Source organism: Bacillus sp. AFS037270 (assembly GCF_002585305.1).
Genome location: NZ_NUNF01000042.1, coordinates 1 through 23192 on the forward strand (window position 1 = coordinate 1; position 23192 = coordinate 23192).

The 23192-nt window shown below is 36.7% G+C and carries 24 protein-coding genes and 1 pseudogene; 13 read left to right on the top strand and 12 right to left on the bottom strand.

Annotation, left to right across the window (positions count from 1 at the left end; translation table 11 throughout):
• Positions 1–14: 14 nt before the first annotated feature.
• Positions 15–257 (bottom strand): YkuS family protein, encoded by a 243-nt coding sequence (locus tag COD92_RS20425; RefSeq protein WP_098529318.1) that lies wholly within the window; start codon positions 255–257, stop codon positions 15–17.
• A gap of 101 nt (positions 258–358) precedes the next feature.
• Here COD92_RS20425 and COD92_RS20430 point away from each other — a divergent pair, with 101 nt between their 5' ends.
• On the top strand, positions 359–499 hold the full coding sequence (locus tag COD92_RS20430; protein WP_098529316.1) for a YuzL family protein: 141 nt from the start codon (positions 359–361) through the stop codon (positions 497–499).
• Positions 500–631: 132 nt separating this feature from the next.
• Here COD92_RS20430 and COD92_RS20435 read toward each other — a convergent pair whose 3' ends face one another.
• The gene (locus COD92_RS20435; RefSeq protein ID WP_098529314.1) at positions 632–2251 is read right to left on the bottom strand and encodes an ABC-F family ATP-binding cassette domain-containing protein; all 1620 of its coding nucleotides are present in this window, start codon (positions 2249–2251) and stop codon (positions 632–634) included.
• 366 nt (positions 2252–2617) lie between these two features.
• Complete coding sequence (locus COD92_RS20440) at positions 2618–3220, bottom strand: SCO family protein (protein WP_098529312.1); 603 nt, start codon at positions 3218–3220, stop codon at positions 2618–2620.
• A 159-nt stretch (positions 3221–3379) separates the two neighbouring features.
• Here COD92_RS20440 and COD92_RS20445 point away from each other — a divergent pair, with 159 nt between their 5' ends.
• The 3 genes from COD92_RS20445 to COD92_RS20455 all read left to right on the top strand — a co-directional run bounded on the left by COD92_RS20445 (position 3380) and on the right by COD92_RS20455 (position 6724).
• Positions 3380–3772: a CidA/LrgA family protein gene (locus COD92_RS20445; RefSeq protein WP_098529310.1), complete on the top strand. Its 393-nt coding sequence runs from the start codon at positions 3380–3382 to the stop codon at positions 3770–3772.
• Positions 3756–4433 (top strand): LrgB family protein, encoded by a 678-nt coding sequence (locus COD92_RS20450; protein ID WP_098529308.1) that lies wholly within the window; start codon positions 3756–3758, stop codon positions 4431–4433. The genes COD92_RS20445 and COD92_RS20450 overlap by 17 nt, the downstream gene beginning before the upstream one ends.
• 371 nt (positions 4434–4804) lie before the next feature.
• A complete protein-coding gene (locus tag COD92_RS20455; RefSeq protein ID WP_098529306.1) occupies positions 4805–6724 on the top strand; it encodes an endonuclease MutS2 in 1920 nt (639 codons plus the stop codon).
• Positions 6725–6826: 102 nt separating this feature from the next.
• Here the strand turns inward: COD92_RS20455 and COD92_RS32155 are convergent, their stop codons facing one another.
• Positions 6827–6964: a hypothetical protein gene (locus COD92_RS32155; protein ID WP_098529304.1), complete on the bottom strand. Its 138-nt coding sequence runs from the start codon at positions 6962–6964 to the stop codon at positions 6827–6829.
• A 90-nt stretch (positions 6965–7054) separates the two neighbouring features.
• On the opposite strand from COD92_RS32155, the gene COD92_RS20465 reads away from it, so the two are divergent.
• Positions 7055–7240: a cold-inducible protein YdjO-related protein gene (locus tag COD92_RS20465; protein ID WP_098529302.1), complete on the top strand. Its 186-nt coding sequence runs from the start codon at positions 7055–7057 to the stop codon at positions 7238–7240.
• Between the two features lie 47 nt (positions 7241–7287).
• Here the strand turns inward: COD92_RS20465 and COD92_RS20470 are convergent, their stop codons facing one another.
• From COD92_RS20470 to yhfH (COD92_RS20485), 4 genes are all read right to left on the bottom strand, one after another.
• Positions 7288–7539 (bottom strand): transcriptional regulator SplA domain-containing protein, encoded by a 252-nt coding sequence (locus tag COD92_RS20470; protein ID WP_098529300.1) that lies wholly within the window; start codon positions 7537–7539, stop codon positions 7288–7290.
• A gap of 16 nt (positions 7540–7555) precedes the next feature.
• A complete protein-coding gene (locus COD92_RS20475; protein ID WP_098529298.1) occupies positions 7556–7741 on the bottom strand; it encodes a hypothetical protein in 186 nt (61 codons plus the stop codon).
• 128 nt (positions 7742–7869) lie between these two features.
• Complete coding sequence (gene yhfH / locus COD92_RS20480) at positions 7870–8004, bottom strand: protein YhfH (RefSeq protein WP_098529296.1); 135 nt, start codon at positions 8002–8004, stop codon at positions 7870–7872.
• A 113-nt stretch (positions 8005–8117) separates the two neighbouring features.
• Positions 8118–8252 (bottom strand): protein YhfH, encoded by a 135-nt coding sequence (yhfH, locus tag COD92_RS20485; protein WP_098529294.1) that lies wholly within the window; start codon positions 8250–8252, stop codon positions 8118–8120.
• A 278-nt stretch (positions 8253–8530) separates the two neighbouring features.
• Between yhfH (COD92_RS20485) and COD92_RS20490 the strand changes: the two genes are divergently transcribed.
• From COD92_RS20490 to COD92_RS20505, 4 genes and pseudogenes are all read left to right on the top strand, one after another.
• A complete protein-coding gene (locus tag COD92_RS20490) occupies positions 8531–10681 on the top strand; it encodes a PAS domain S-box protein (protein WP_098529292.1) in 2151 nt (716 codons plus the stop codon).
• Between the two features lie 131 nt (positions 10682–10812).
• Positions 10813–10971, top strand: a pseudogene (locus COD92_RS33415) (hypothetical protein); the annotation flags it as partial.
• Between the two features lie 6 nt (positions 10972–10977).
• On the top strand, positions 10978–12873 hold the full coding sequence (gene fdhF / locus COD92_RS33420; protein WP_369689368.1) for a formate dehydrogenase subunit alpha: 1896 nt from the start codon (positions 10978–10980) through the stop codon (positions 12871–12873).
• Positions 12874–13071: 198 nt separating this feature from the next.
• On the top strand, positions 13072–13947 hold the full coding sequence (locus COD92_RS20505) for a LysM peptidoglycan-binding domain-containing protein (RefSeq protein ID WP_098529286.1): 876 nt from the start codon (positions 13072–13074) through the stop codon (positions 13945–13947).
• 37 nt (positions 13948–13984) lie between these two features.
• On the opposite strand, the gene COD92_RS20510 is transcribed toward COD92_RS20505, so the two are convergent.
• The gene (locus tag COD92_RS20510) at positions 13985–15286 is read right to left on the bottom strand and encodes an MFS transporter (protein WP_098529284.1); all 1302 of its coding nucleotides are present in this window, start codon (positions 15284–15286) and stop codon (positions 13985–13987) included.
• A 202-nt stretch (positions 15287–15488) separates the two neighbouring features.
• Entirely contained in the window at positions 15489–17021 is a 1533-nt protein-coding gene (locus COD92_RS20515) for an MFS transporter (RefSeq protein WP_098529282.1), read from the bottom strand.
• Between the two features lie 267 nt (positions 17022–17288).
• Between COD92_RS20515 and COD92_RS20520 the strand changes: the two genes are divergently transcribed.
• From COD92_RS20520 to COD92_RS32160, 3 genes are all read left to right on the top strand, one after another.
• Positions 17289–18626, top strand: coding sequence for a TrkH family potassium uptake protein (locus tag COD92_RS20520; protein WP_098529280.1), 1338 nt, complete (start codon positions 17289–17291; stop codon positions 18624–18626).
• Positions 18627–18722: 96 nt separating this feature from the next.
• On the top strand, positions 18723–19883 hold the full coding sequence (locus COD92_RS20525; protein WP_098529278.1) for an acyl-CoA dehydrogenase family protein: 1161 nt from the start codon (positions 18723–18725) through the stop codon (positions 19881–19883).
• 92 nt (positions 19884–19975) lie between these two features.
• Positions 19976–20137, top strand: a complete 162-nt coding sequence (locus COD92_RS32160; protein WP_176541147.1) for a hypothetical protein — start codon at positions 19976–19978, stop codon at positions 20135–20137.
• 77 nt (positions 20138–20214) lie between these two features.
• Here COD92_RS32160 and COD92_RS20530 read toward each other — a convergent pair whose 3' ends face one another.
• Entirely contained in the window at positions 20215–20394 is a 180-nt protein-coding gene (locus COD92_RS20530; RefSeq protein WP_098529276.1) for an H-type small acid-soluble spore protein, read from the bottom strand.
• 72 nt (positions 20395–20466) lie between these two features.
• Positions 20467–20655, bottom strand: a complete 189-nt coding sequence (locus tag COD92_RS20535) for a hypothetical protein (protein WP_098529274.1) — start codon at positions 20653–20655, stop codon at positions 20467–20469.
• Positions 20656–21186: 531 nt separating this feature from the next.
• On the opposite strand from COD92_RS20535, the gene ltaS reads away from it, so the two are divergent.
• Positions 21187–23142 carry a lipoteichoic acid synthase gene (gene ltaS / locus COD92_RS20540; protein ID WP_098529273.1) on the top strand — a complete coding sequence of 652 codons (1956 nt, stop codon included), beginning with the start codon at positions 21187–21189 and terminating at the stop codon, positions 23140–23142.
• The last annotated feature ends 50 nt before the right edge of the window (positions 23143–23192 follow it).

The following is a 23192-nucleotide window of genomic DNA, read 5'->3' on the forward strand; positions in this document are numbered from 1 at the left end:
CGCTTCCGCTTTTCTTATTGAAGTCTGCTTTCTACTTGACGGCATACCTCATCAGCAGACATTCCATTTGCATCAATTACAGAGCCTTTTGTGCTGGTATCAGACATACCCATCACATTTGAATCTAGACCTGTAACTACACAACAATCACAGTTTTGTGCATCTGACTCCTGCTTTAATTCTACCACATCATACCCTTTTTCCCTTAATACTTGTTGAATATTTGTAAGAGATTGTTCTACTCCAACTTTTGCCATACAAAACACCTCCTCCTGTAGGTTATTTTGCCTTAAGATTTGGGAAATATTCCGTATAAGCTGCGATATTTGTCCAAAGGATATTAGGGGAGGTGTATGAAATGTCGAGAGGCAGAAAAGGTAAAGCCGATCCGTCCACCATCGGCCTTAATTCTTCACAAGTAGAAGGTCAAGGTACTACAACAACAGAGACTGGTTCAACTGAAGTACCTTCGTCTAGAAAGAAACAAAAAAGATATTAGAGTAAGAAAAGCGCAAGGCGCCNNGACCTCGAGCCGATGGCGCCTGGAGCTGGACAATTCTCGAGGTCAAAAACTTTTATACATTTTTATCTCATAAAAAAGAGGATGTCTGTTTTAGACACCCTCTTCATCTTATTGATACATTTCCGCCACTTGTTTTTGAACCTCTTCATTTTCTAAATATTCATCATAGCTCATTTGCTTATCTACAAGACCTTTTGGTGTGAATTCAAAAATTCGATTGGCAATTGTTTGAATAAACTGATGGTCGTGTGATGAAAACAGCATTGAACCTTTGAAATTAATTAATCCATTATTTAACGCCGTGATCGACTCCAAGTCTAAATGGTTTGTAGGTTCATCTAATAAGAGAACGTTTGCTCCATTCAGCATCATTTTAGAGAGCATACAGCGAACCTTTTCACCACCGGATAGGACACTGGCTTTTTTCAACACTTCTTCGCCGGAAAATAGCATTCTTCCTAAAAATCCTCTTAAGAAGCTTTCGCTATCGTCTTTTGGTGAGAACTGACGAAGCCAATCCACAAGATTCAAATCGCTATTTTCAAAGTACTCGGAGTTATCCTTTGGAAAATAAGCTTGGGAAGTGGTAATCCCCCACTTAAATGTGCCGCTGTCAGCTTCCATTTCCCCCATTAAGATTTTAAAGAGAGTCGTTTTTGCCAATTCATTCGTACCGACAAGGGCAATTTTATCGGCTTTATTCATAAAAAAGCTTATGTTATCTAGGACCTTTATTCCATCAATTGTCTTTGTTAATCCTTCAACACGTAATAAATCATTGCCGATTTCACGATCTGGTGTAAATCCTACAAACGGATAACGGCGAGAAGATGGCTTGATGTCATCAAGTGTAATCTTATCTAATAACTTCTTACGGGATGTAGCCTGTTTTGATTTAGAGGCATTGGCACTGAACCTGGCGATAAAGCTTTGAAGTTCTTTAATTTTTTCTTCTTTCTTCTTGTTCGCATCTGAAGCCATTCTGGATGCTAACTGACTAGATTCATACCAGAAATCATAGTTTCCAACATAAATTTGAATTTTACTGAAATCCAGGTCCGCAATGTGAGTACAAACCTTATTTAAGAAATGACGATCGTGGGATACAACAATGACCGTATTTTCAAAGTTAATTAGGAAGTCCTCAAGCCATTGAATTGCTTTGATATCCAAGTGGTTTGTCGGTTCGTCCAAAAGTAAAACATCTGGTCTGCCGAACAATGCTTGTGCGAGCAATACCTTTACTTTTTCAGAACCAGTTAATTCAGCCATTTTCTTATAATGAAGATCCTCACCAATTCCAAGGCCTTTTAACAAAATTGCTGCTTCAGGCTCTGCTTCCCAGCCGTTAAGTTCGGCAAATTCACCTTCAAGTTCAGCTGCTTTCATTCCATCCTCATCGGTGAAGTTTTCTTTCATATAAATAGCGTCTTTTTCCTGCATTACCTCATAAAGTCTTGCGTGACCCATGATAACGGTTTTGAGAACCTCAAAATCCTCATATTCAAAATGATTCTGCTTTAATACAGCCATACGCTCATTTGGCCCTAATTGTACTGTACCTGTTTGTGCTTCAATTTCACCGGACAATATTTTTAGGAATGTTGATTTTCCGGCTCCATTCGCGCCAATTAGTCCGTAGCAATTTCCTGGTGTAAATTTAATATTTACATCTTCAAATAATTTACGGTCACCATATCTTAAACTTACGTTACTTACAGTAATCATAGTAATAATCCTCCAGAACAAAAATATCTACTAATTATACCATTAATCTAGAGGAAGAGCGAATTCTTTACAGCTTATTAATATTATAAGAAAAATTTTCTAAAAAAATTTTTCCATTTTCACACTTTATTCATAATTTTGTTGTAGAATTGGGTTAAGAAGTTTTAAAGAGGGTGAGAAGTATGGCAAAAAAACAGCTTACTGAACTCGTTAACAAATTAAAAAAAGCTGGTATTAAAGCGAGTCTGACCAAACCAAAGTCAACTTATCTATTAACATTGCAGCAAATTAAATAAAATCCGATCCTTTGAATGATATTACTACAGCAAAAAGCGATTAATCCAAGTGGACTAAACGCTTTTTTTATTACTCTATTTTATCAAGTATTTTGTCGTAAACTTCCTGCTTATTAAACTCTTTTCCCATTGGGAACTTGGCAATAAATTTATTATCTTCATCAACAAGGTACGTAAAGGTAGAATGAATAAATTGGCCGTTTCCAGGATCTTTGTATTGGAATTGCAAAGCGTTCGTAATCTTACGAAGTTGTTTTTGGTCATCTTTTATTTGTTGTTTTTCCCCGGTTAAAAACAACCAGTTGTTGTCATTTTCTATTCCAAACCCCTTTTTATATTCTTGCAAAATCTCGGTTGTATCGCGGTAAGGGTCAATGGTTATAGTGACAAATTCTATGCCCTTTCCATAGATCCCCTTTTTCAATAAATCTTCCTTTAAATCAACCATTTTTTGTGTAGTTGTGGGACATACATCAGGGCAATGAGTATAAATAAATTCAATTAGTTTTAACTTTGTTTTATCTTTCCCGAAATTAAATGTATCTCCACTTTGTGTAATGAAAGTAGTGCTAGCTGGAATGGCTGCATTTGCATCACGGATAAGAAAAAACGAGATTCCTCCAGCAATCCCCAGAAATACAGCCAGGCTGCAAATAATATAAATCCTTTTCAAAAAGATCCCCTCCTACCATAAAGATAAATAAGTTTTCCGGAAAAAGATATGGATATTTTGTGAAAAAAAGTGGATGCACCCTAAACTCTATTCCTTTATACTTATTATAAAACGAGTGTTCACATCAGATTTCTTCAAAATTAGAGAGTTGGTGATTAGATGAAAAAGGCATGCAAATTCTTGATTCAGCTGATTATTCTTATTGTTATCTACCAAGTTGGGAATTTAACAGTTAAGTACTTGCACCTACAAATTCCCGGGAATGTGCTTGGGATAGTTGTATTATTGGTATTGCTCTGGTCAGGTTTGATTAAGGTGGAACAAATTGAATGGGCGGCAGGTTGGCTCCTTAAACATCTTGGCTTCTTTTTTATTCCAATATCAGTCGGCCTAATGACATTAGGAGATATTTTCAAGACAAAAGGTTGGATTTTACTTGTTATTCTTTTTATCAGTGCCATCTTGGGGATCATTGCAGCGGGAAAGACAACTCAAGCTGTCATTACGAAAAATCAAAAGGAAAATGTAAATTATCATGATCACGCTTTATAGCATCCTACTAACTATTGGTGTCTATTTATTTGCTCGTTTTTTAACACAAAAATATCCTTCGCCCTTAACGAGCCCTGTTTTCTTAAGTACAGTTATCATTATCATCATTTTGCTTGTTTCCAATATATCATATCAGGAATATAAACCGGCTAAATCGATAATGACCTACCTGCTCGGACCGGCAACTGTTTCCCTGGCAGTCCCGATTTATAAAAATCGTGAATTATTTATAAAATACATAGGGGCAGCTGTAGCAGGTTTATTCATTGGCAGTATTTCCACGATTGCAGCAGCTCTTTTACTTGCTAAAGGACTGCATCTTTCAAACTTTTATCTCCTTGGTTTGACGGTAAAGTCCGTTACTGTCCCGGTTGCTACAGAAATTGGGGGAATTATCCATGGGAATGTCTCTCTTATTGCAGCATACGTCATCATTACAGGGATGATCGGGGCCATGTTTGGTGCCAAACTTTTGAACTGGTTTAAGATAGACCATCCTTTTGCCCGAGGTTTGGCCATTGGTACGATTGCTCATGGTATTGGTACAGCTGAGGCGGTTAAGGAAGGGGAAATACAAGGTGCTGTTTCAGGTGCAGCAATGGGAATTGCCGCCGTCTTGACCTCGGTTATTGTTCCATATATAATAAATTTCATCATTTAATAGGCTAATGTTTGTTGACAGTTGTTGTTAATTATTGTATATTTTAGAAGAATTTAATTACTCAAAAAAGGGAGTATGTTTTATGTTAGGTGTCGTTCTTAACTAATCCAATCAATTGGATATGTTCATTCCATTATTCTCGTTCATTTTTTTCGTAAAATGGAGGGTTTCTTTAGTTGTGGAATGAGGTTAAGAACAATGAGCAAGCATAAGCATACATCTTATTCCAATGTAGCTGTGTACACTCGTGTAGACAGTTTTTATTTTGGATTAATTTAAGTATGAAAAAATGGATGGTTTACCATTCGTTTCTTAGAGCCGCAATGACATTGTTCATTGCGGCTATTTTTTATTATTAGGAGGTTTATAAAGTGAATCAACATACATTTAACATGTTGGAATTCCAGCAAATTAAGGACGAAATTGCTAACTTTGCATTAACCAAAGAAGGTAAAGAGAAAATAAAGAATCTTGTCCCATCAACAAAAGTTAAGCAAATAGAGGCATGGCTTGAAGAAGTTACGGAGGCAGTCGAGATTTTGAAAATTAGTGCAAGTGTTCCTGTGCATGGCCTGGATGGAATGACTGCCATCCTTCAGAACATGAATAAAGGAGCAGCACTTAGAGTAGAGCAACTAACAAAGCTATATGATTTTTTGGATAGCTGTGGAAAAATGAGGAGATACATGAAGGATAAAGCTTTTTATGCACCAAGGGTATCTGCCTATGTCGAGGTTATTGATGAATTACCTGAACTGGCCGCTGAAATTATTCGCTGTGTCCGTAATGGCAGGGTAGATGATTACGCAAGCAAGGAATTATTAAAAATAAGAAAACAACTTGCGATACAAGAGGAACGTTTGAAGGAAAAAACGATGCAACTGATCCGTTCCAATAATAATAAATTGTATTTACAAGAAAATGTGGTAAGTCAACGAAATGGGAGATATGTGATTCCGATAAAAAAAGAATATCGCAACAAAATAAAGGGGACGGTCCTCGATACATCTGCATCTGGGTCCACACTTTTTATAGAACCAGAAGAAATTGCTGTCTTTCAGGATCAATTAACGTGGCTTCTTTCAGATGAAGAAGTAGAGGTTCAAAAGGTGTTAACCTATTTAACAGGTTTAGTGGAACAAAAGGAGCAGCAAATCTGTCTTGCCGTTGAAACAATGATTCAATACGATTTTCTTTTTGCTAAAGCAAAATATTGCCGAATGATTAAAGGCTCTAAGGTGGGTATTAACCAATTTGAGGAATTAACATTAATACAGGCCCGGCATCCTCTTTTAGGTGACAAGGCTGTCCCATTAACTTTTACGATGAGTAGGGAAGAAAAGGCACTTGTTATCACCGGACCAAATACCGGCGGGAAAACTGTAACCATTAAGACAGTGGGCTTGTTAACATTAATGGTGCAAAGTGGTCTGCATATTCCTGCCGCTGAAGAAAGTAACATTAGAATCTTTGATCGAATATTAGTAGATATTGGTGACGGGCAAAGTATTACCGAAAATTTAAGTACCTTTAGTTCTAGAATTGTCAATATTATTGAAATCTTAAAGGATACGAATGATCGAACATTAGCCTTATTAGATGAACTTGGCTCTGGTACTGATCCGGGAGAAGGAATGGGGCTTGCTACCGCTATCTTAGAAACTCTTTATCAAAAAGGAGCAACCATTCTAGCAACGACTCATTATAGTGAAATAAAAGAGTTTGCAGAAGAACATTTAGGCTTTATAAATGGCTCAATGGAGTTTGATTTAACAACGCTCTCGCCAACATACCGGTTAGTGATCGGCCGGGGAGGAGATAGCCAGGCGTTTGCAATTGCCTTGAGACTCGGGATGCACCCAGCTATTGTTGAAAGAGCTCATTACATCACTTATAAGGAAGAAAAACAATATCTAAGTCAAGAAACAGAACAATGGAAATTAAAAGAATTAGAAAAACAGGTGATGATAAATAAGTACCAGCAGCAACAAGCTGCAGTAAAAACAGAAATACCAATTTATCATCAAGGTGATAATGTTAAAATTTCACCAGCAAATGAGTTTGGGATTGTGTACAAGGGTCCGGACCAGCATGGAAATTACCTTGTTCAAGTAAAAGGTGAAAAAGTATCTATAAACCACAAACGATTGACCATATATATCAGAGCAGATGAGCTATATCCGGAGAATTATGATTTTGATATTATTTTTCAATCAAAGGAAAATCGCAAAAAAAGCAAGCTTCTTTCCAAAGGCTATCAAGAGAATATAACAATCGATTATTCTGAATAATGGGAAACAGGATGTCTCAATGAAAAGGTTAAATAACCTATTTTGAGACATCTTGTTTTTAGAATTGTACAGCCTGTAGTCCTTAGTTAATAAGACAAAGGCCTATTTTTTTTGATTTGCATATTGTTGGGCAAGAAGGAGTTTTACTTCATTATAGCTTAAGCCGGATTGACTATTCAGCCGTTTTACTTCTTCAATATCCGTACCGACTTTGCTATACCGTTTCTGTTCAGATGACATCTGAATTTCACTCCAATCTCTAAAGAAATTTTTTGTGGAAATGAAAAGTAACATTTTTGTCCATACTAGTAAAAAAAGGAGGCGGTTCCCATTTTTTACGGTAAAAGGGCTAAAGAAGAAGAGATTGAAACCATACTTGTTGATACTGAGGTTTACTCTTGCTCGGATGATGCTTGTATCGGCTGGATGAGAAAGGATTTTGTCGCAGACGATCTGCTATGTCCAATGTGCGGCAACCAAATGTTACAAGAAATAAGAGAGCTTCCAAAAATCTAAATAAATATTCTATTTATAAAAAGACTGTCACTGTAGTGGACAGTCTTTTATTCTTCACCGAAATCAAAAAAATGTTCTTCATATGCTCTCTGGGCAGATTCTGAGGATGTGAATATTCCATCATCATCCTCAATGACATGAAATGTTTCATTAAGAAATAATGCTAAGGCATTTGGGTCTTTCGGGTGCTGAACAATCTCTGCTGGTTGAACATTTGCTACAGAAGGAACATGCGGGTTACGGTAGATGACATATACTTCATCTCCGGGTTTGGCATTTTCTAAATCAATTATACTCATATTGAATAACCATCCTTTACAAATTTTCGTTTTGCTGTCTGATCTCATCCCCAGTTATAATCATATTAGCTTCTTCAAGTGCCTTGTGCTCGTTGACTGAATCTCCCGGTGTATTTTTTTTATTGGGGAATACTGAGCCGTTTTCGATAGTCACTAGCGGTTGTTCATCTGCAGGTGTCAAATAATCTTTCTTCTTAGCCATCAGAATCATCTCCTTATAGTAAAAGGTTTCACATAGAGAAATTGGTTTATGCCTTCCTAATTTTTTCCTAAGCGGAATATATTGTCTATAAAATAAAAACCCTCCATTTAGTATGGAGGGCCTTTGTGTTACTCTTCTTTTTTTGATAAGCAGTGATCACATTCCATTAAGTAGCTTTCAGCCTGTTCATCCATATGTTGACCACACTCTGGACATTCCTTTTTTGGTAAGCTGCGGAAAAATTCAACTGGACTCATTAACATTTAAAACCCCTCCTCGATTAATACAGTTTATTGTATTTGCTTTTGTTGTAGTACAGTATAAATAAAAAAAATAAACTTTTTTTGGCTTTTGTAAGATGGAATATTTCTGTGAACTACTCTTCTCTTTTAGATAAACAGCGGTCACATTCCATTAGATAACTCTCAGCTTGTTCCTCCATATGTTGACCACATTCTGGGCATTCCTTTTTTGGTAAGCTGCGGAAAAATTCAACTGGACTCATTAACATGTATAACTCCTCCTTTATTAATACAGTTTATTAAACATCCTCTTGTTATAGTACAGTATAAACAAAAAACTCCTTTTTGTGTAGACTTTTTTTAGAAAAATTTATCCTTTCTAAAAAAATAAGACTTTTGTCCCGAAAATCTATTTATGCATTCCTTTAGTTTCATTTATAATGAGGTAGATAACCCGTGGATAAAAGAAATATTACTTCCATACCTATTTAATTTACATTACAATCATAGTAGAAATACCTTGTAGACATTGGAGGGATGCAGTTTAATGGGGGCAATGCTAGGAATTTTTCATCCATACTTTATTATTATCGCCATTGGTTTAACAATTATGGCATCATATACAGCACTAGATATGTTTATCTTGATAAGATCGTCAAATCAAAATAAAAGACTGTTGTTTCTTGGCGGGACCTTATCGATGGGGATTGGGATATGGGTAATGAACTTTATGGCATTAATCTCGGCGGACACGAATCGCTTTACCAGTTATCATATACCTCTCACGATTCTTTCTATTTTTATTGGGATCGCATTTACCGGGATGGCGTTTCTTTGGTTTTTTGGAAAAACGATTAACATATTTCACTTACTAATTGGCAGCTTATTTTTAACCCTTGCTGTAATCGCAATTCAGGTTATTGGTTTATATGCAATGAATGTAAATATAGACTATAATATCGGCCTTATGATTTTTTCAGGATTGTTAATATTTGGCTCCTTTTTATTTTCACTGTGGATTCTTTTTTCTTCGACCTATTCCCAAGGTAATCAAGTTTGGTTAAAACCGATAAGTGCAATTATCATAACAGTAGCCATAGCGGAAGGACACTTTTTATTAAAAAGAGCTGCTATTACGACCAGCGGGGCGATATCTAAAGATCAAGCAGACAGTCCGTTCTTTATTTATTTGGTATTGTTTGTTTCGGTATTGATTATTGGCGGCTTGATCATTTCAAGTATGTTGATAAGCAAGCAATTAGCAACAACTGATACGAACTTAAAGGATATCACAGCAGCCCTAGATGCCTCGACAATTGTAGCTATTACGGACCCTAAAGGTATTATTACTTTTGTTAACGATAAATTTGAAGAAATTTCCAAATATAAAAAAGAGGAAATTATCGGAAAAAATCATCGAATCCTTAATTCAGGCTATCATTCAAAAGAATTCTTCCGAAATTTATGGCAAACCATTCAGGCAGGCACGATATGGCGTGGTGAGATTCGCAACAAAGCCAAGGATGGTTCTTTTTATTGGGTTGACACGACCATCGTTCCTTTTTTGAATAACAAAGGGAAGCCTGTCCAATATGTTGCTATTCGGTCTGATATTTCTAACAGGAAAAAGGCTGAAGAACATCTAAAAGAAATGATTAAAGAGAATGTTGATATAAAATTTGCTTTAGATCAATCGTCTATAGTAGCCTTTACAGATGCCAAAGGGAAAATCACTAGTGTAAATGAAAAGTTTTGTGAAATTTCTAAGTACAATCGTGATGAAATTCTAGGGCATGATCACCGAATCCTTAATTCTGGCTATCACTCCAAGGAATTTTTCAAGAACTTATGGAAAACAATCGGTTCTGGTCAAGTATGGAAGGGCGAATTAAGAAATAAAGCGAAGGATGGGACTTATTATTGGGTTGACACAACTATCGTTCCGTTTTTAAATGAACAGGGCAAACCTTATCAGTATTTAGCCATTCGTAACGATATCACCGAACGAAAGAAAACAGAAGAAGTCCTTCACCGTCAGGATAAGCTTGCTGCAGTAGGACAACTGGCGGCAGGTGTTGCTCATGAAATCCGTAATCCGTTAACGTCCATGAAAGGGTATGCTGAATTCTTACAGTTAGACGAAAAGGATCCAGAGCGGATGGAATTTTTAAATATTATTCTGGATGAAATTGAGCGGGTTAATACCATTGTGGAGGATTTTATGGTACTAGCGAAACCTAAAGCGGTTGAATTAGAGGAAAAAAATGTTGTTCCTGTGATTCGAAATGTTGTTTCTTTGCTGGAATTTGAAGCTAGGAAAAAAAATGTCCGCTTATCATTTGACTGCAATCAAGAGATTATCCAAATTGAATGTGATGAAAACCGGTTAAAGCAAGTTTTTCTTAACTTTATTAAAAACGGAATTGAGGCCATGCCAAATGGCGGAGAATTGCATGTGAAAACTGTCATTCATGATAATAATGTTCAAATCTCTATCCAGGATTCAGGTGTTGGAATTCCAAAAGAAAAATTAAAGAAACTGGGAGAACCATTTTTCACAACGAAGAAAAATGGAAACGGCCTAGGTTTAATGGTAAGTTTTAAAATCATTGAGAGTCATAATGGAAAAGTGTTTGTCGAAAGTGAACCAAATAAGGGAACAACGTTTAATATCTTATTACCTGCTAAAATTGCCTAGAACGAGAGGAAACTCTCGTTTTTTTATTTTCATAAAAGTTCCTAAATTTTTAATAATTTTGAATCTACAATTGTATGATAATCGATTATGATGAATATATAGGTTTTATGATTCTATGGGAGGGGACCTGAGTGTCAGATACAAAATTGGTAAAAACCATTTGTGGTTACTGTGGAACAGGCTGTGGTCTTGTCTTAGAAGTGGCGGATAACAAAATAATGAAAATCCGCGGAGATAAAGAAGCACCGGTTAATAAAGGACAAACGTGCGTAAAAGGAGCATTTGCGTATAAATACGTGCATGCCAAAAGTCGAATAAACTCACCACTTATCCGCAAAGCTGGAAAATTAATAGAAGCGACCTGGGAAGAGGCTTATCAATATATTGCGAGCAAATTATCGGAGATAAAAACTACCTGGGGACCTAATGCCATCAGTATGTTTGCATGCGCGCGCAGTACTAATGAATCTAATTATGTAACGCAAAAATTTATGCGGACGGTTATCAACAGCAACAATATTGATGGCTGTAACCGAACGTGACATGCACCTAGTGTTGCCGGTCTGGCAACTATTTTTGGAAGCGGTTTCCCAACAAATACCCTTGAAGATTTTGATCGGGCAGAAGTGCTGCTGCTAATGGGTTCTAATACGACTGAAGCCCATCCTATTATTGCGAACCGCATGAAAAAGGCTGTAAAAACGGGACTAAAAATCATTGTCATTGATCCCCGGAGAATTGATATGGTTAAAGTGGCTCACCGGCATTTACAGATTAATGTAGGTACAGATATAGCTCTTATAAATGCTTTCATACGAGTTATCTTAAAAGAAGGTCTATACAATGCCGAGTTTATTAAGAAATTTACGGTTGATTTTGATCGGTTAGAAAGTCAGGTAGAACCTTATACACCTGAGTATGCTGCTATGATTACTGGTCTTTCCGCTGATGATATTGTAACAACTGCGAGAGAGTATGCGACGTCCAGCGGCTCTATGATAGCCTATACACTAGGTATTACAGAGCATCATTGCGGTGTAAATAATGTTTTTGATATTGCGAATTTAGCTCTATTAACTGGGAACATCGGTAAACAAGGAACAGGGATTATGCCGCTGAGAGGGCAGAATAACGTCCAAGGAGCGGGTGATATGGGCTGTCTTCCTAATCAACTCGCCGGAGGGATGAGCATAGCGAATAATGAATTTCGTGCCCGCTATGAAAAGGAGTGGGGGGTTAAACTGAACCCAAACCCAGGTGATACGCAAACTCGAACTTTTGACCGTCTAGAGATGGGTGAGTTAAAAGCTCTTTATGTAATTGGTGAGAATCCGCTTTTAGCTGATGTTCATATGAATCATACGAAAACATTATTTGAAAAGCTTGATTTACTAATTGTCCAGGATATTTTCTTAACAGAAACCGCCCAAATGGCCGATGTTGTTCTTCCAGCTCGTTCTTGGGGTGAGGTGGATGGAACCTATACCAATACAGATCGTAGAATCCAGCGGGTTCGTAAGGCTGTTGAACCACATCCTAATACCAAAGAAGATTGGGAAATTCTTTGTGACCTTGCGACATTAATGGGTTATCCGATGCATTATCATAATAGTGAGGAAATCTGGAATGAGGTAAGAAAGCTTGCCTGGGAGATGTATGGTGGTATAACCTATGACCGTCTAGAAGAAGAATATAGTATTCACTATCCTTGTCCCGATGAAAATCATCCAGGAACTTTCATTATGCATGAACGGTTCCATAAACAGAATCCTGATATAAAAAAATCACGATTCGTTCCGGTTGATTATACTGAACCATTAGAATTGCCGGATCCGGAATATCCATTTATGTTAACAACAGGCAGGCGTTATGAATCTTATAATACCCATTCGCAGACCCGCTTCTATGCAGATGGTGTTAAAGTAAAACAAACAGAAGAAACCATTGATATCCATCCCGAAGATGCCCGCTCCCTTGGGATACAGGATGGCGAGGTGGTACAGGTTACTTCCCGCCGAGGGGAGCTTCTTGTAAAGGTAAAAATTACTGAACAAGTGGTTCCTGGACTTGTATTTATGAGCTTCCATTGGAGTGAAACACCAACTAACGTATTAACATTGAATGAATATGACCCCATCTCAGGCACTGCCGAATACAAAGCTTGTGCTGTTGCTATAACAAAGGTGTCTTAAGATCATTCCCAAAAAAGTGCAGCGAATCCGCTGCACTTTTTTAGTGTATTATTATCTGAATATTTAGTTACTCAGAAATGCTATTGTAATATAATTGCCATTCTTGTAAACCAATTAACATCCCCTTGTTCTTTTTCTCGGAAAAAAACATGTTATGATGAGAACAGTTAGTAGCGAAGAACATGGGAGGATATAGAAATGATCAAAAAAATAAAAGCATTCCTAGCAGTTGCTGCACTCTCAGGGACTGTAGGCGCTAATGTACATGCCGAAGAAATAACTGTTCAAGATGGAGATACCCTTTGGGGGATATCACAGGTACATAATACATCTGTAGATAAAATTAAAACCTGGAATCACCTTTCTACTGACCTGATTCATCCAGGAGATGTATTAACGATTGCAACGGAAAAACAATATACCGTACAACAGGATGATACATTAGGTGATATTGCGTTAAAATATCAAGTGCAAGTAAACCAAATTAAACAATGGAATAAATTAAATACAGACCTCATTCATCCAGGCTTAACTCTCATTATTTATGATGAGGTAACGGATAGTGTGAAAAATGCTGAGGCAACAGATCTTAAGGAGGAAAATCCTGTTACAAGTAATTTAGAAAAACCTGTTGCAAAATCAGTGGTAACTGCAGCCGAACCGACGACTTCCACCATTCCGAAACCAGTTAAGGCTGCTGAGCCTGTTAAGCCAGCACCAGTTTCTCAGCCGGCTAAAACAACTGCGAATTCAGTGAAAACAGATAGCAGCGATGAAAATAACAGCAAAGAAATTACGGTAAAGGCCACAGCTTATACAGCTTCATGTGAAGGGTGTTCAGGAACTACAGCAACAGGGGTGGATCTGAAGGCTAATCCTGACGCTAAAGTAATTGCCGTAGACCCAAAAGTTATTCCACTTGGAAGTAAAGTATACGTAGAAGGTTACGGAGTGGCTACTGCCGCAGATACAGGCGGTGCTATAAAAGGAAATAGAATCGATGTTTTTATCCCTACAGAGCACGGGGCTCTAGAATGGGGCAATAAACACATTACGGTTAAAATAATAGATTAAAAAAACTGCCTAAACTAGGCAGTTTTTTTGTGTTTAATTAACTAGCTTGTTTTACTACAGAACCTGTAACAGAAGCTTTTCTTTGATAGAAGAACCAGTTTAGAATAAATGAGATGACATAGAATCCAATAAAGAAGTAGAATGCAGTTACATAAGTTCCTGTTGAATTAATAGACCATCCGAAAAGTTTTGGAATAAAGAATGATCCATATGCGGCAAAGGCTGCTGAGAACCCGATAACAGGTGCTGCTTCTTTTGGTATAAAAATGGTTGGTATCATTTGGAATGTTGAACCAGAACCAATACCTGATGCTAGGAAAAGAATTAAGAAAGAGAACAGGAATCCATTAAATTGCTTTCCATTTAAGAAGTATATAACACCAACTGCACCAATTCCCATAATGACTAATACATAGGCCGTCACTCTTGCTCCACCAAGCTTATCAGCCATCCAGCCGCCAACAGGTCTAGCGGCTGCTGCAACTAATGCACCAAGGAAGGCGAGTGAAAGATGTTCAGGAAATTGTGATCTCAAAAGAAGCGGAAATGCCGCAGAGTAACCAATAAATGAACCAAATGTAGCTACATATAAAGCTGTCATAATCCATGTGTGTTTACGTTTAACGATAACAAATTGATCAGCCACCGTTTGTTTTGCACCTGGTACGTTATCCATTTTAAAAATAGCAAGAATGGTCATGATGATAATTGGAATTACCCAGATAAACGCTGCATTTTGTAACCATACGGTTTGACCAGTTGCTAAAACTTGTTTGCCGCCAACGAAAGCAATGGTTCCTGATGTAATAATTAATGGTGTAACAAATTGGACCACTGATACTCCCATGTTTCCAAGACCACCGTTAATTCCAAGAGCCGTACCTTTTTCTTTTTTTGGATAGAAGAAGCTAATATTAGCGGATGATGATGAGAAGTTACCTCCGCCAAGACCACATAGTGCAGCGAGTAATAACATAATTGTATACGGTGTGTCCGGATTTTGAACAGCAAAACCGATTCCTATTGCTGGGATTGCAAGAACGGCAGTAGAGATAACGGTCCAGTTCTTTCCTCCAAAAAATCCTACTGCAAATGTATAAATGAAACGAAGTGTTGCGCCCACAAGTCCAGGGATAGCGGCAAGTGTTAATAATTGCTCTTCTGAAAAATGAAAGCCAACGTCGTTGAGTCTAACGGCAACAACGGACCAAATTTGCCAAACAATAAAGGCCAGCATAAGTGATGGTACAGAGATCCATAAATTTCTACTTGCGTGTTTTTTTCCTTCGGATTTCCAGAACTTTTCATCTTCTGGATTCCAGTAATTAATTCGGGCCATGTGATTTCCCCCTAAATGGTTAGTGTAATTATTAATTTTCAGCATTGGCTTGCTTGTGTTTTTACTATAAACTACATACTGACTTGAAATTTGTGACGAACGTCACAAAAATAGTGAAGGAAATGTGAACACCTGCTATTAGACAAAAAGTTGTAATAATTAAGCTTGGTTAAAAGTAAGGTGAAAAATAAAAAAGAAATCCTCAAAAATGAGGATTTCTTTTATAAATATGTTTTTCGTCGGATCGCTCTTTCACTTCATAAAACATGCCTACATAGTTTTTGGCATCTCCGGAATCATCTTTAATTGCGGTAATTGTAAGCCATTCTTTGTATATTTCATTATTTTTGCGCCTATTCCAAATAAAGCCTTCCCAATATCCATTTGTAAGTAAACTTTTCCACATTGCTTGATAAAATTCATGGGTATGTTCACCCGATTGAAGTACACTTGGCGTTTTTCCGATTACTTCCTTTAAACCATAACCAGTTATTCTTGAAAAGGCAGGATTTACATTTTGAATGATTCCGTTTACGTCTGTTATACAAATACCATCAATGGCGTGATTAACTATTTTCTGAGAAAGCTCTAATCTTTCTTGGTAATATAGCCAAATTGCGATTACAAGACTAGCTAAAGAAAATTCAGAAAGAGACATAAATCCTATCGCATAGTGCCCTGTCAAATTAAAGAAAATGGTGAGAATAAGCGGCGGGAAAAAACCCCCTAGACCACCCATGGCTGAAACTATTCCGTTGACAATTCCTGCTTGCTTGGAAAAGTATAAGGGGACCAGCTTAAAGATTGCCCCGTTTCCTAACCCAGCAAAGAAGGCCACTAACAAGCATCCAAATGAGTAAATTGGCAATGATGGTGTAAATGATAACAAAAAACCTGCAAAAGTTAAGCTAAAGAAAACAGCCATTAGAATTAAAAAGGGATTAATTTTATCACCAAGCCATCCCCCTACTGGACGGAACAAGGTTGCAAGCACGATAAAACCAGTGGTTCGTATTCCAGCATCAATTTTATCTAATTCAAATTGATTTACTAAGAAAGATGGTAAATAGATTGTAAAAGCAACAAATGAACCAAATGTGACAAAATAAAATATGCTTAATACCCATAGTTTTGGATTTTTATAAACTCCATTTAATTGCTCTGATAAGGAGTGGCTTATTTTCCGTTCTTGTTTATCACCAAATAAAAAGTTTAAAATGGCAAATAGAAGCATTAAAAAAAGAAAAAGGTTTACTGTAGATCTCCATCCAATAGCATTGGCAAGAACAGGAGCTAAAAAAGCAGTTATTGCTGTTCCTATATTTCCAGCTCCATATATTCCATTAATAAATCCATGTTTGGTTTTTTCGTAATATTTTGGCAAAGAAGTAACGCCAATAGAAAAAACTGCACCGCCAAGCCCCAGCAGTAACCCACCAATGATCAACATTTGAATGTTGCTCGAATAACTGATGATGATAATGGGAAAAAGAAGGAAAATAAAGCTTATACTAAATAAAATTCTGGCCCCATATTTGTTTGTCCAATAGCCTATTGGAACCCTTAATAGGGACCCAAGGATAACGGGTACTGCCGTTGCCCAGGCAATTTCAGTTGTTGTTAGATGGATATCTTCCTTAATAAATGGCATTAGAGAAGAAATTAATACCCAAACCATAAACCCTGCAATTAAACTACTTGTTTGAATAAATAATTGTCCTTTACCTTTTTTCATTGTCTTCCTCCCTGTAAAGCCGTTTTATTCTCTATTTTCGAACGAGTGTTTTGACCATTGTATTAGCTAAATTCCTTTGATTTCCCTAAGTATTATAAACAACAATTAGAGAGAATACAGTGAGGTTCGACACTGCCAGATAAATATATTTACATATATTAATTGTAGTTGTATATTTTTCCTGTAATATGTGTTTTACTGTTACCATAATTTAAATGAAGTATAAATTTTTCTACAAAAATAATAATCGGTTAGGAAGGATATAAAATGGAACAAAAAAAGTATTTTCTTGATCCTCCTAAAATCCTTGTTGTTGGATTTGCTTCTATTATTTTAATAGGGGCCATTTTATTAACGCTTCCTGCTGCAACTACAAATGGACATGGTCTGTCTTTTTTAAATGCTTTGTTCACTGCTACATCAGCAACTTGCGTCACAGGTCTTGTGGTAGTGGATACTGGTACAACTTTTACAATATTTGGTCAAATTGTCATTTTGTCATTGATTCAAGTTGGAGGCCTCGGATTTATGACATTCGCAACTTTTTTTGCCTTATTATTAGGAAAGAAAATTTCTTTAAAGGAAAGAATACTACTGCAGGAATCTTTAAATAATCTTTCGATGGAAGGAATTGTCAAGCTTGCTAGGAGGATTATTATTTTTACGGGTGTGATTGAATTTATTGGAGCACTTATATTAACGATTCGTTTTTCCTTCGATATGCCGCTTAGAAAAGCTATTTATTTTGGTATTTTTCATTCCATTTCCAACTTTAATAATGCAGGATTTGATTTAATGGGGGAATTTCATAGTTTAACAGGCTATGTGGAGGACCCAACTGTAACCCTAACCGTTTGTTTACTAATTATTTTGGGTGGAATTGGTTTCATTGTCATGAATGAACTATATGAATATCGAGCTATTAAACGCGTTTCACTGCATACAAAAATTGTCCTTTTAACAAGTGCTATTTTAGTCATTGTAGGAACCATCGGCATTTTTTTATTAGAGTATTCCAATCACCTGACATTAAAGCCATTATCCCTGACAGGAAAAATCCTAGGTTCCTTGTTTCAATCTGTCACAGCTAGAACGGCAGGTGCCAATACATTAAGTATCGGGGATTTAACTCAATCCAGCTTATTATTAATTATTTTGCTGATGTTTATCGGTGCTTCGCCTGGATCAACGGGAGGCGGGATAAAAACGACTACCTTTACCACATTACTAGGGGCAGTTTGGTCACAAATTCGCGGGAAAGAGGATGTTATTTTTTACCGTCAGCGTATTGAATATGAAACCATATACAAAGCTTTAACGGTAACATTTAGTGGACTGTTTCTCGTGATGTTCATGACACTTGTATTAACTATTTCTGAAAAAGGACATGAATTTTTAGCCATTCTTTTTGAGGTGACGTCTGCCTTTGCAACTGTGGGGCTTTCAATGGGATTAACACCTGAATTATCAGATATTGGCAAGATATTGATTATGTTGACCATGTTTGCCGGAAGGGTGGGGCCTTTAACGATTGCATTTGCCGTGACTATGCGGAGAAACCCTGACCCGTTCCGCTATCCTAAAGGTAAAATTATGATTGGATAATGATTTCGTAAGACTCCTGTTAAACCAAACAGGAGTCTTTTTTGCTATGGTTATGATAAAATTTAAACATTAGAGATACAGATTGGAGTGAATATAATGAACTTTCCACAAATTGAAACCTTTGAAGGTCGACTAGAACTAATGAAATCTCTTGCAAAAAAGTTTTTAACAAGAGCGCATCAAGTGGACATAGAGGGGGCCTTTCCTTTTGACAATATTGAAGATTTGAAAAATACAGGTTATACCACCTTAACAGTTCCCTCAAGATATGGGGGCAAGGAGATTTCCTTATATGAACTAGTTCGCCTGCAGGAAATGATTGCAGAAGGTGATGGGGCTACTGCGCTTTCTATTGGCTGGCATATGGGGATTATCATGAATCTCCATGAGAAAAGATCATGGGGTGAATCATTATTTAAGTTTTTGTGTGAAAAAGTAAACAATGGTGCATTGATTAACAGCGCACAAACTGAGCCTAAAACAGGCAGTCCAACACGGGGAGGAAGACCAGAAACCAACGCAGTAAAAACAGACCAGGGCTGGGTGATTACAGGCAGAAAAACCTTTACTACCATGGCACCTGTATTGGATTATTTTATTGTCAATGCAACAATAAAGGAAACCAATGAAATGGCCAACTTTTTAATCCCAAGAGAAACCAAGGGAGTGAAAATTGAAGAAACCTGGGATAGTATCGCTTTACGAGGAACGGGAAGTCATGATTTAATCCTTGAAAAGGTGGTCATTCCTGAAGAATATCTTGTTGAAGTGCCAAATGCAAAAGGCAGAAAGGCTAACGGATGGCTGCTTCATATTCCTGCCTGTTATCTTGGAATTGCCAAGGCAGCCCAAAGGTATGCGATTCAATTTGCAAGCGAATATTCTCCAAACAGTATCAATGGTACTATTATTGATTTACCAAACGTAAGGCAAAAGATTGGTGAAATGGAACTAAAAATAATGCAGGCGGAGTCTTTTTTATACTCCATTGCAAAACAATGGGATTCCGCTACAGAAAATGAGCGGGAAAAGATGCTTCCGACACTAGGAGCTGTTAAGTTAACGGTCACAAATGCCGCAATTTCAATTGTAGATTTAGCGATGAGAATAGTAGGAGCAAAAAGTTTATCCCTCCAAAACCCACTTCAACGATATTATCGCGATGTCCGGGCAGGCTTGCATAATCCTCCAATGGATGATATGACCATCGAGCTTTTGGCTAAGGAAAGCATTTTTATCCATCAAAATAATTTATAACTCTACGGAATTCGACAAGACCTTTAGAGATTACTAATAGATGCTTATTTATTTATATCTATGGGTATCTTAAGATAAAGGAGTGAGGAAGAATGCCAAGAGGTAAAGAATTAGAGCAGCTCCCAATGGCGAATATTGCACCCGGAGCTGGCAAAGACGCTGGTAAATACAATCGGGAAGTCCTTGGGAGTATAGTACAAAATGAACAGCCCCAGCCTAGTGAGATTGAAAAAGAAAATGAAGACATGGTCTAATAGAGCAGGAATTGTCCTGCTCTTTTTTATTCAGTAAAAATAAAGACCATCTTTTCAGCGAAAAGATGGCAATCCGATTAATCTTCCATTAATTCATGAATCTCAACAATTGATCGTTCTTCAAGCGGTCCCCGCAAATGAACAGTGGCTGTTCTTCCGTCTTCATTTAACTGATCAATCCAAACGGAAGTTCCGTTATATTTAACTTCAATATCAGCAGAAGACGATAGAATTTGCTTTACTCGATTAACATTCATTTTTTTCACTCCTGAATTCTATGATGGTAATTTAGGTACAAATATATTGTAACCGTTTTCTTCTATTGTATATTAATGAGTGGAATAGATATCAATTTGGTTGCCGTTAATTGTCCCATCTTCATGTAAATTCTCTAGGCTGCTAAGGTAGTTCTCAAGTTCCACTTGCATTTCCTTTGGTGCACCAGGTTTTAAATGCCAATTTCCAGGCTCATCAACAAAATACGAGCTATTTGTAAACTCCGGCCTCTTTCTAGGCATAAACTCACTCCCTTATTCCTTCAATAGTTAATCATAATGATAATAAAAAGAGTCTCAGGAAAGTTTGATTTATAACTTCCATCGTGCTTATGCTTACCAATAATTATATAATTATTCGATATCCAATCCGTAAAAGATAAGTCTATATTCTTATTGCCTCCCTGATTCGTTCGGGTTTATGATAGGTGAAATAAAGGGAGCAGCACTTTGGGGAAGATGAAATATTAGGCACATAAAAAACAATTTTTATGAATGTGAAACCAAAACACCATGGTCATCGTCATATATATTTGAGAATAAAAACAGTCATGTCCTACATAAAACGGTCATATGATAAAGGAGAATTTAATCAGAAGGACAGGTAATGATGTTGTCGAGAAATGTTGAAAAATAAGTAAAAATAACGTGTACGGTATTAATAAATCATACATAAAATGGCATATTTTATGTTTTAATTTTTTAAAAAAGTGTGGTATAGTAATTGAGGTTCGTTTACCGGAGCTTATTGGTAAGTGAGAGGAGAATTATGTTATGAATAAAATTAGATTACCTAAAACATTAAATAACAGCCATATTTCATTCTTTGTAATTGCCGTTTTATTATTCTGGATCAAAACATATGCGGCCTATCAAATTGAATTTAACTTAGGAATTGATAATAATCTGCAGAAATTTTTGCTGCTGATCAATCCTTTAAGTTCAGCGCTTTTTTTTCTTGGTTTAGCCTTGCTCTTTAAGAGACGTACCAAGCTAGTCATGATTATTATCAATTTCTTTTTATCATTCTTGTTGTACGCTAATATCGCGTATTATCGATTTTTTAATGACTTTATTACGGTACCAGTACTAATGCAGACAAAAACAAATGCTGGACAATTGGGGGATAGTGCACTATCTCTAATTTCTCCATTTGATATTTTATACTTTCTTGATACAATCATTTTAATTGTTTTGGCGTTAACTGTTTTCAAAAAAGTGACAGTAACGAATAGAAAGTCTTATAAAATGGTTTTATTGTTTGCAATCACTACGTTTCTTTTTAACCTGGGGTTAGCGGAAAAGGATCGTCCACAATTATTAACACGTTCTTTTGATCGCAACTACTTAGTTAAATACCTAGGTGCATACAATTTTACGATTTATGATGTAATTCAAAATATTAAATCTTCTAGTCAGCGGGCATTAGCTGACAGCAGTGATATCACGGATGTAGAGAACTATCGTAAAGCAAACTACGCTGCTCCAAATCCGGTTTACTTTGGTAAGGCAAAAGGAATGAACGTACTTTATATTTCAATGGAGTCCTTCCAAAGCTTTATGATTGATTATAAGATGCCAAACGGACAAGAGGTAACACCATTTTTGAATTCATTGGCACATGATGGCAGTACTTTCTATTTTGATAATTTCTACCATCAAACAGGGCAAGGTAAAACATCTGATGCTGAATTCTTAATGGAGAATTCCTTATACCCTATGGCACAAGGGGCCGTTTTCGTTAATAAAGCTCAAAATACGTACCAGGCGATGCCTTCAATTCTAAAAGGACAGGGATATACATCTGCTGTTTTCCATGGAAACTATAAAACATTCTGGAACAGAAATGTTATCTATAAAGCTTTTGGATATGATCAGTTTTACGATGCGGAATACTATAACATGACTGACGAAAATACCAAAAACTATGGAATGAAAGACAAACCATTCTTTAAAGAATCTATGCCTTTGTTGCAAGGCTTAAAGCAGCCATTCTATACAAAGTTCATTTCGTTATCTAACCACTTCCCATTTGAAATGGATCCAGAGGATACAGATTTTCCAGCTGGTGATTATGGTGATTCGGTTGTTAACCAGTATTTCCAATCTGCCCATTATATGGACCAGGCATTTGAACAGTTCTTTAATGACTTAAAAGCTAGTGGATTGTACGATAATACAGTAATTGTTATGTATGGTGACCACTATGGTATCTCTGAAAACCATAATGAAGCGATGGCTAAAGTATTAGGTGTAGATGAAATTACACCGGCTATTAACGCAAAATTACAGCGTGTACCTTTATATATTCACGTACCTGGTGTGAAAGGTGGAGTTCAGCATCAAATTGGCGGCGAAGTGGATGTCCGTCCAACTGTCCTTCATTTATTAGGTATTGATACAAAGGATTATATGGAATTTGGTTCTGACTTACTTTCTAAAGATCATCGTAATTGGGCGTTGTTTAGAAATGGTGACTTTGTATCATCGGACGGCATTCAAATCAATGAAAAATGTTACGGATATGAGACAACTGAAGAATTAACGGATAATGCCCTATGTAAGAGCATTGATGAAAAAGTAAAAACAGAATTGCAGATGTCAGATGAAATTGTCTATAAAGACTTATTAAGATTCTATAAGCCTGAAGGATATACCCCAATTAATCCTAATGACTATGAGTATTTAGGACCTAAGGGAAAAGCAACAAAAACAACTGAAGACAATTAATTATTGAGAGAGGGACTTTGTCCTTCTCTTTTTTATTATTTAGAGGGGAA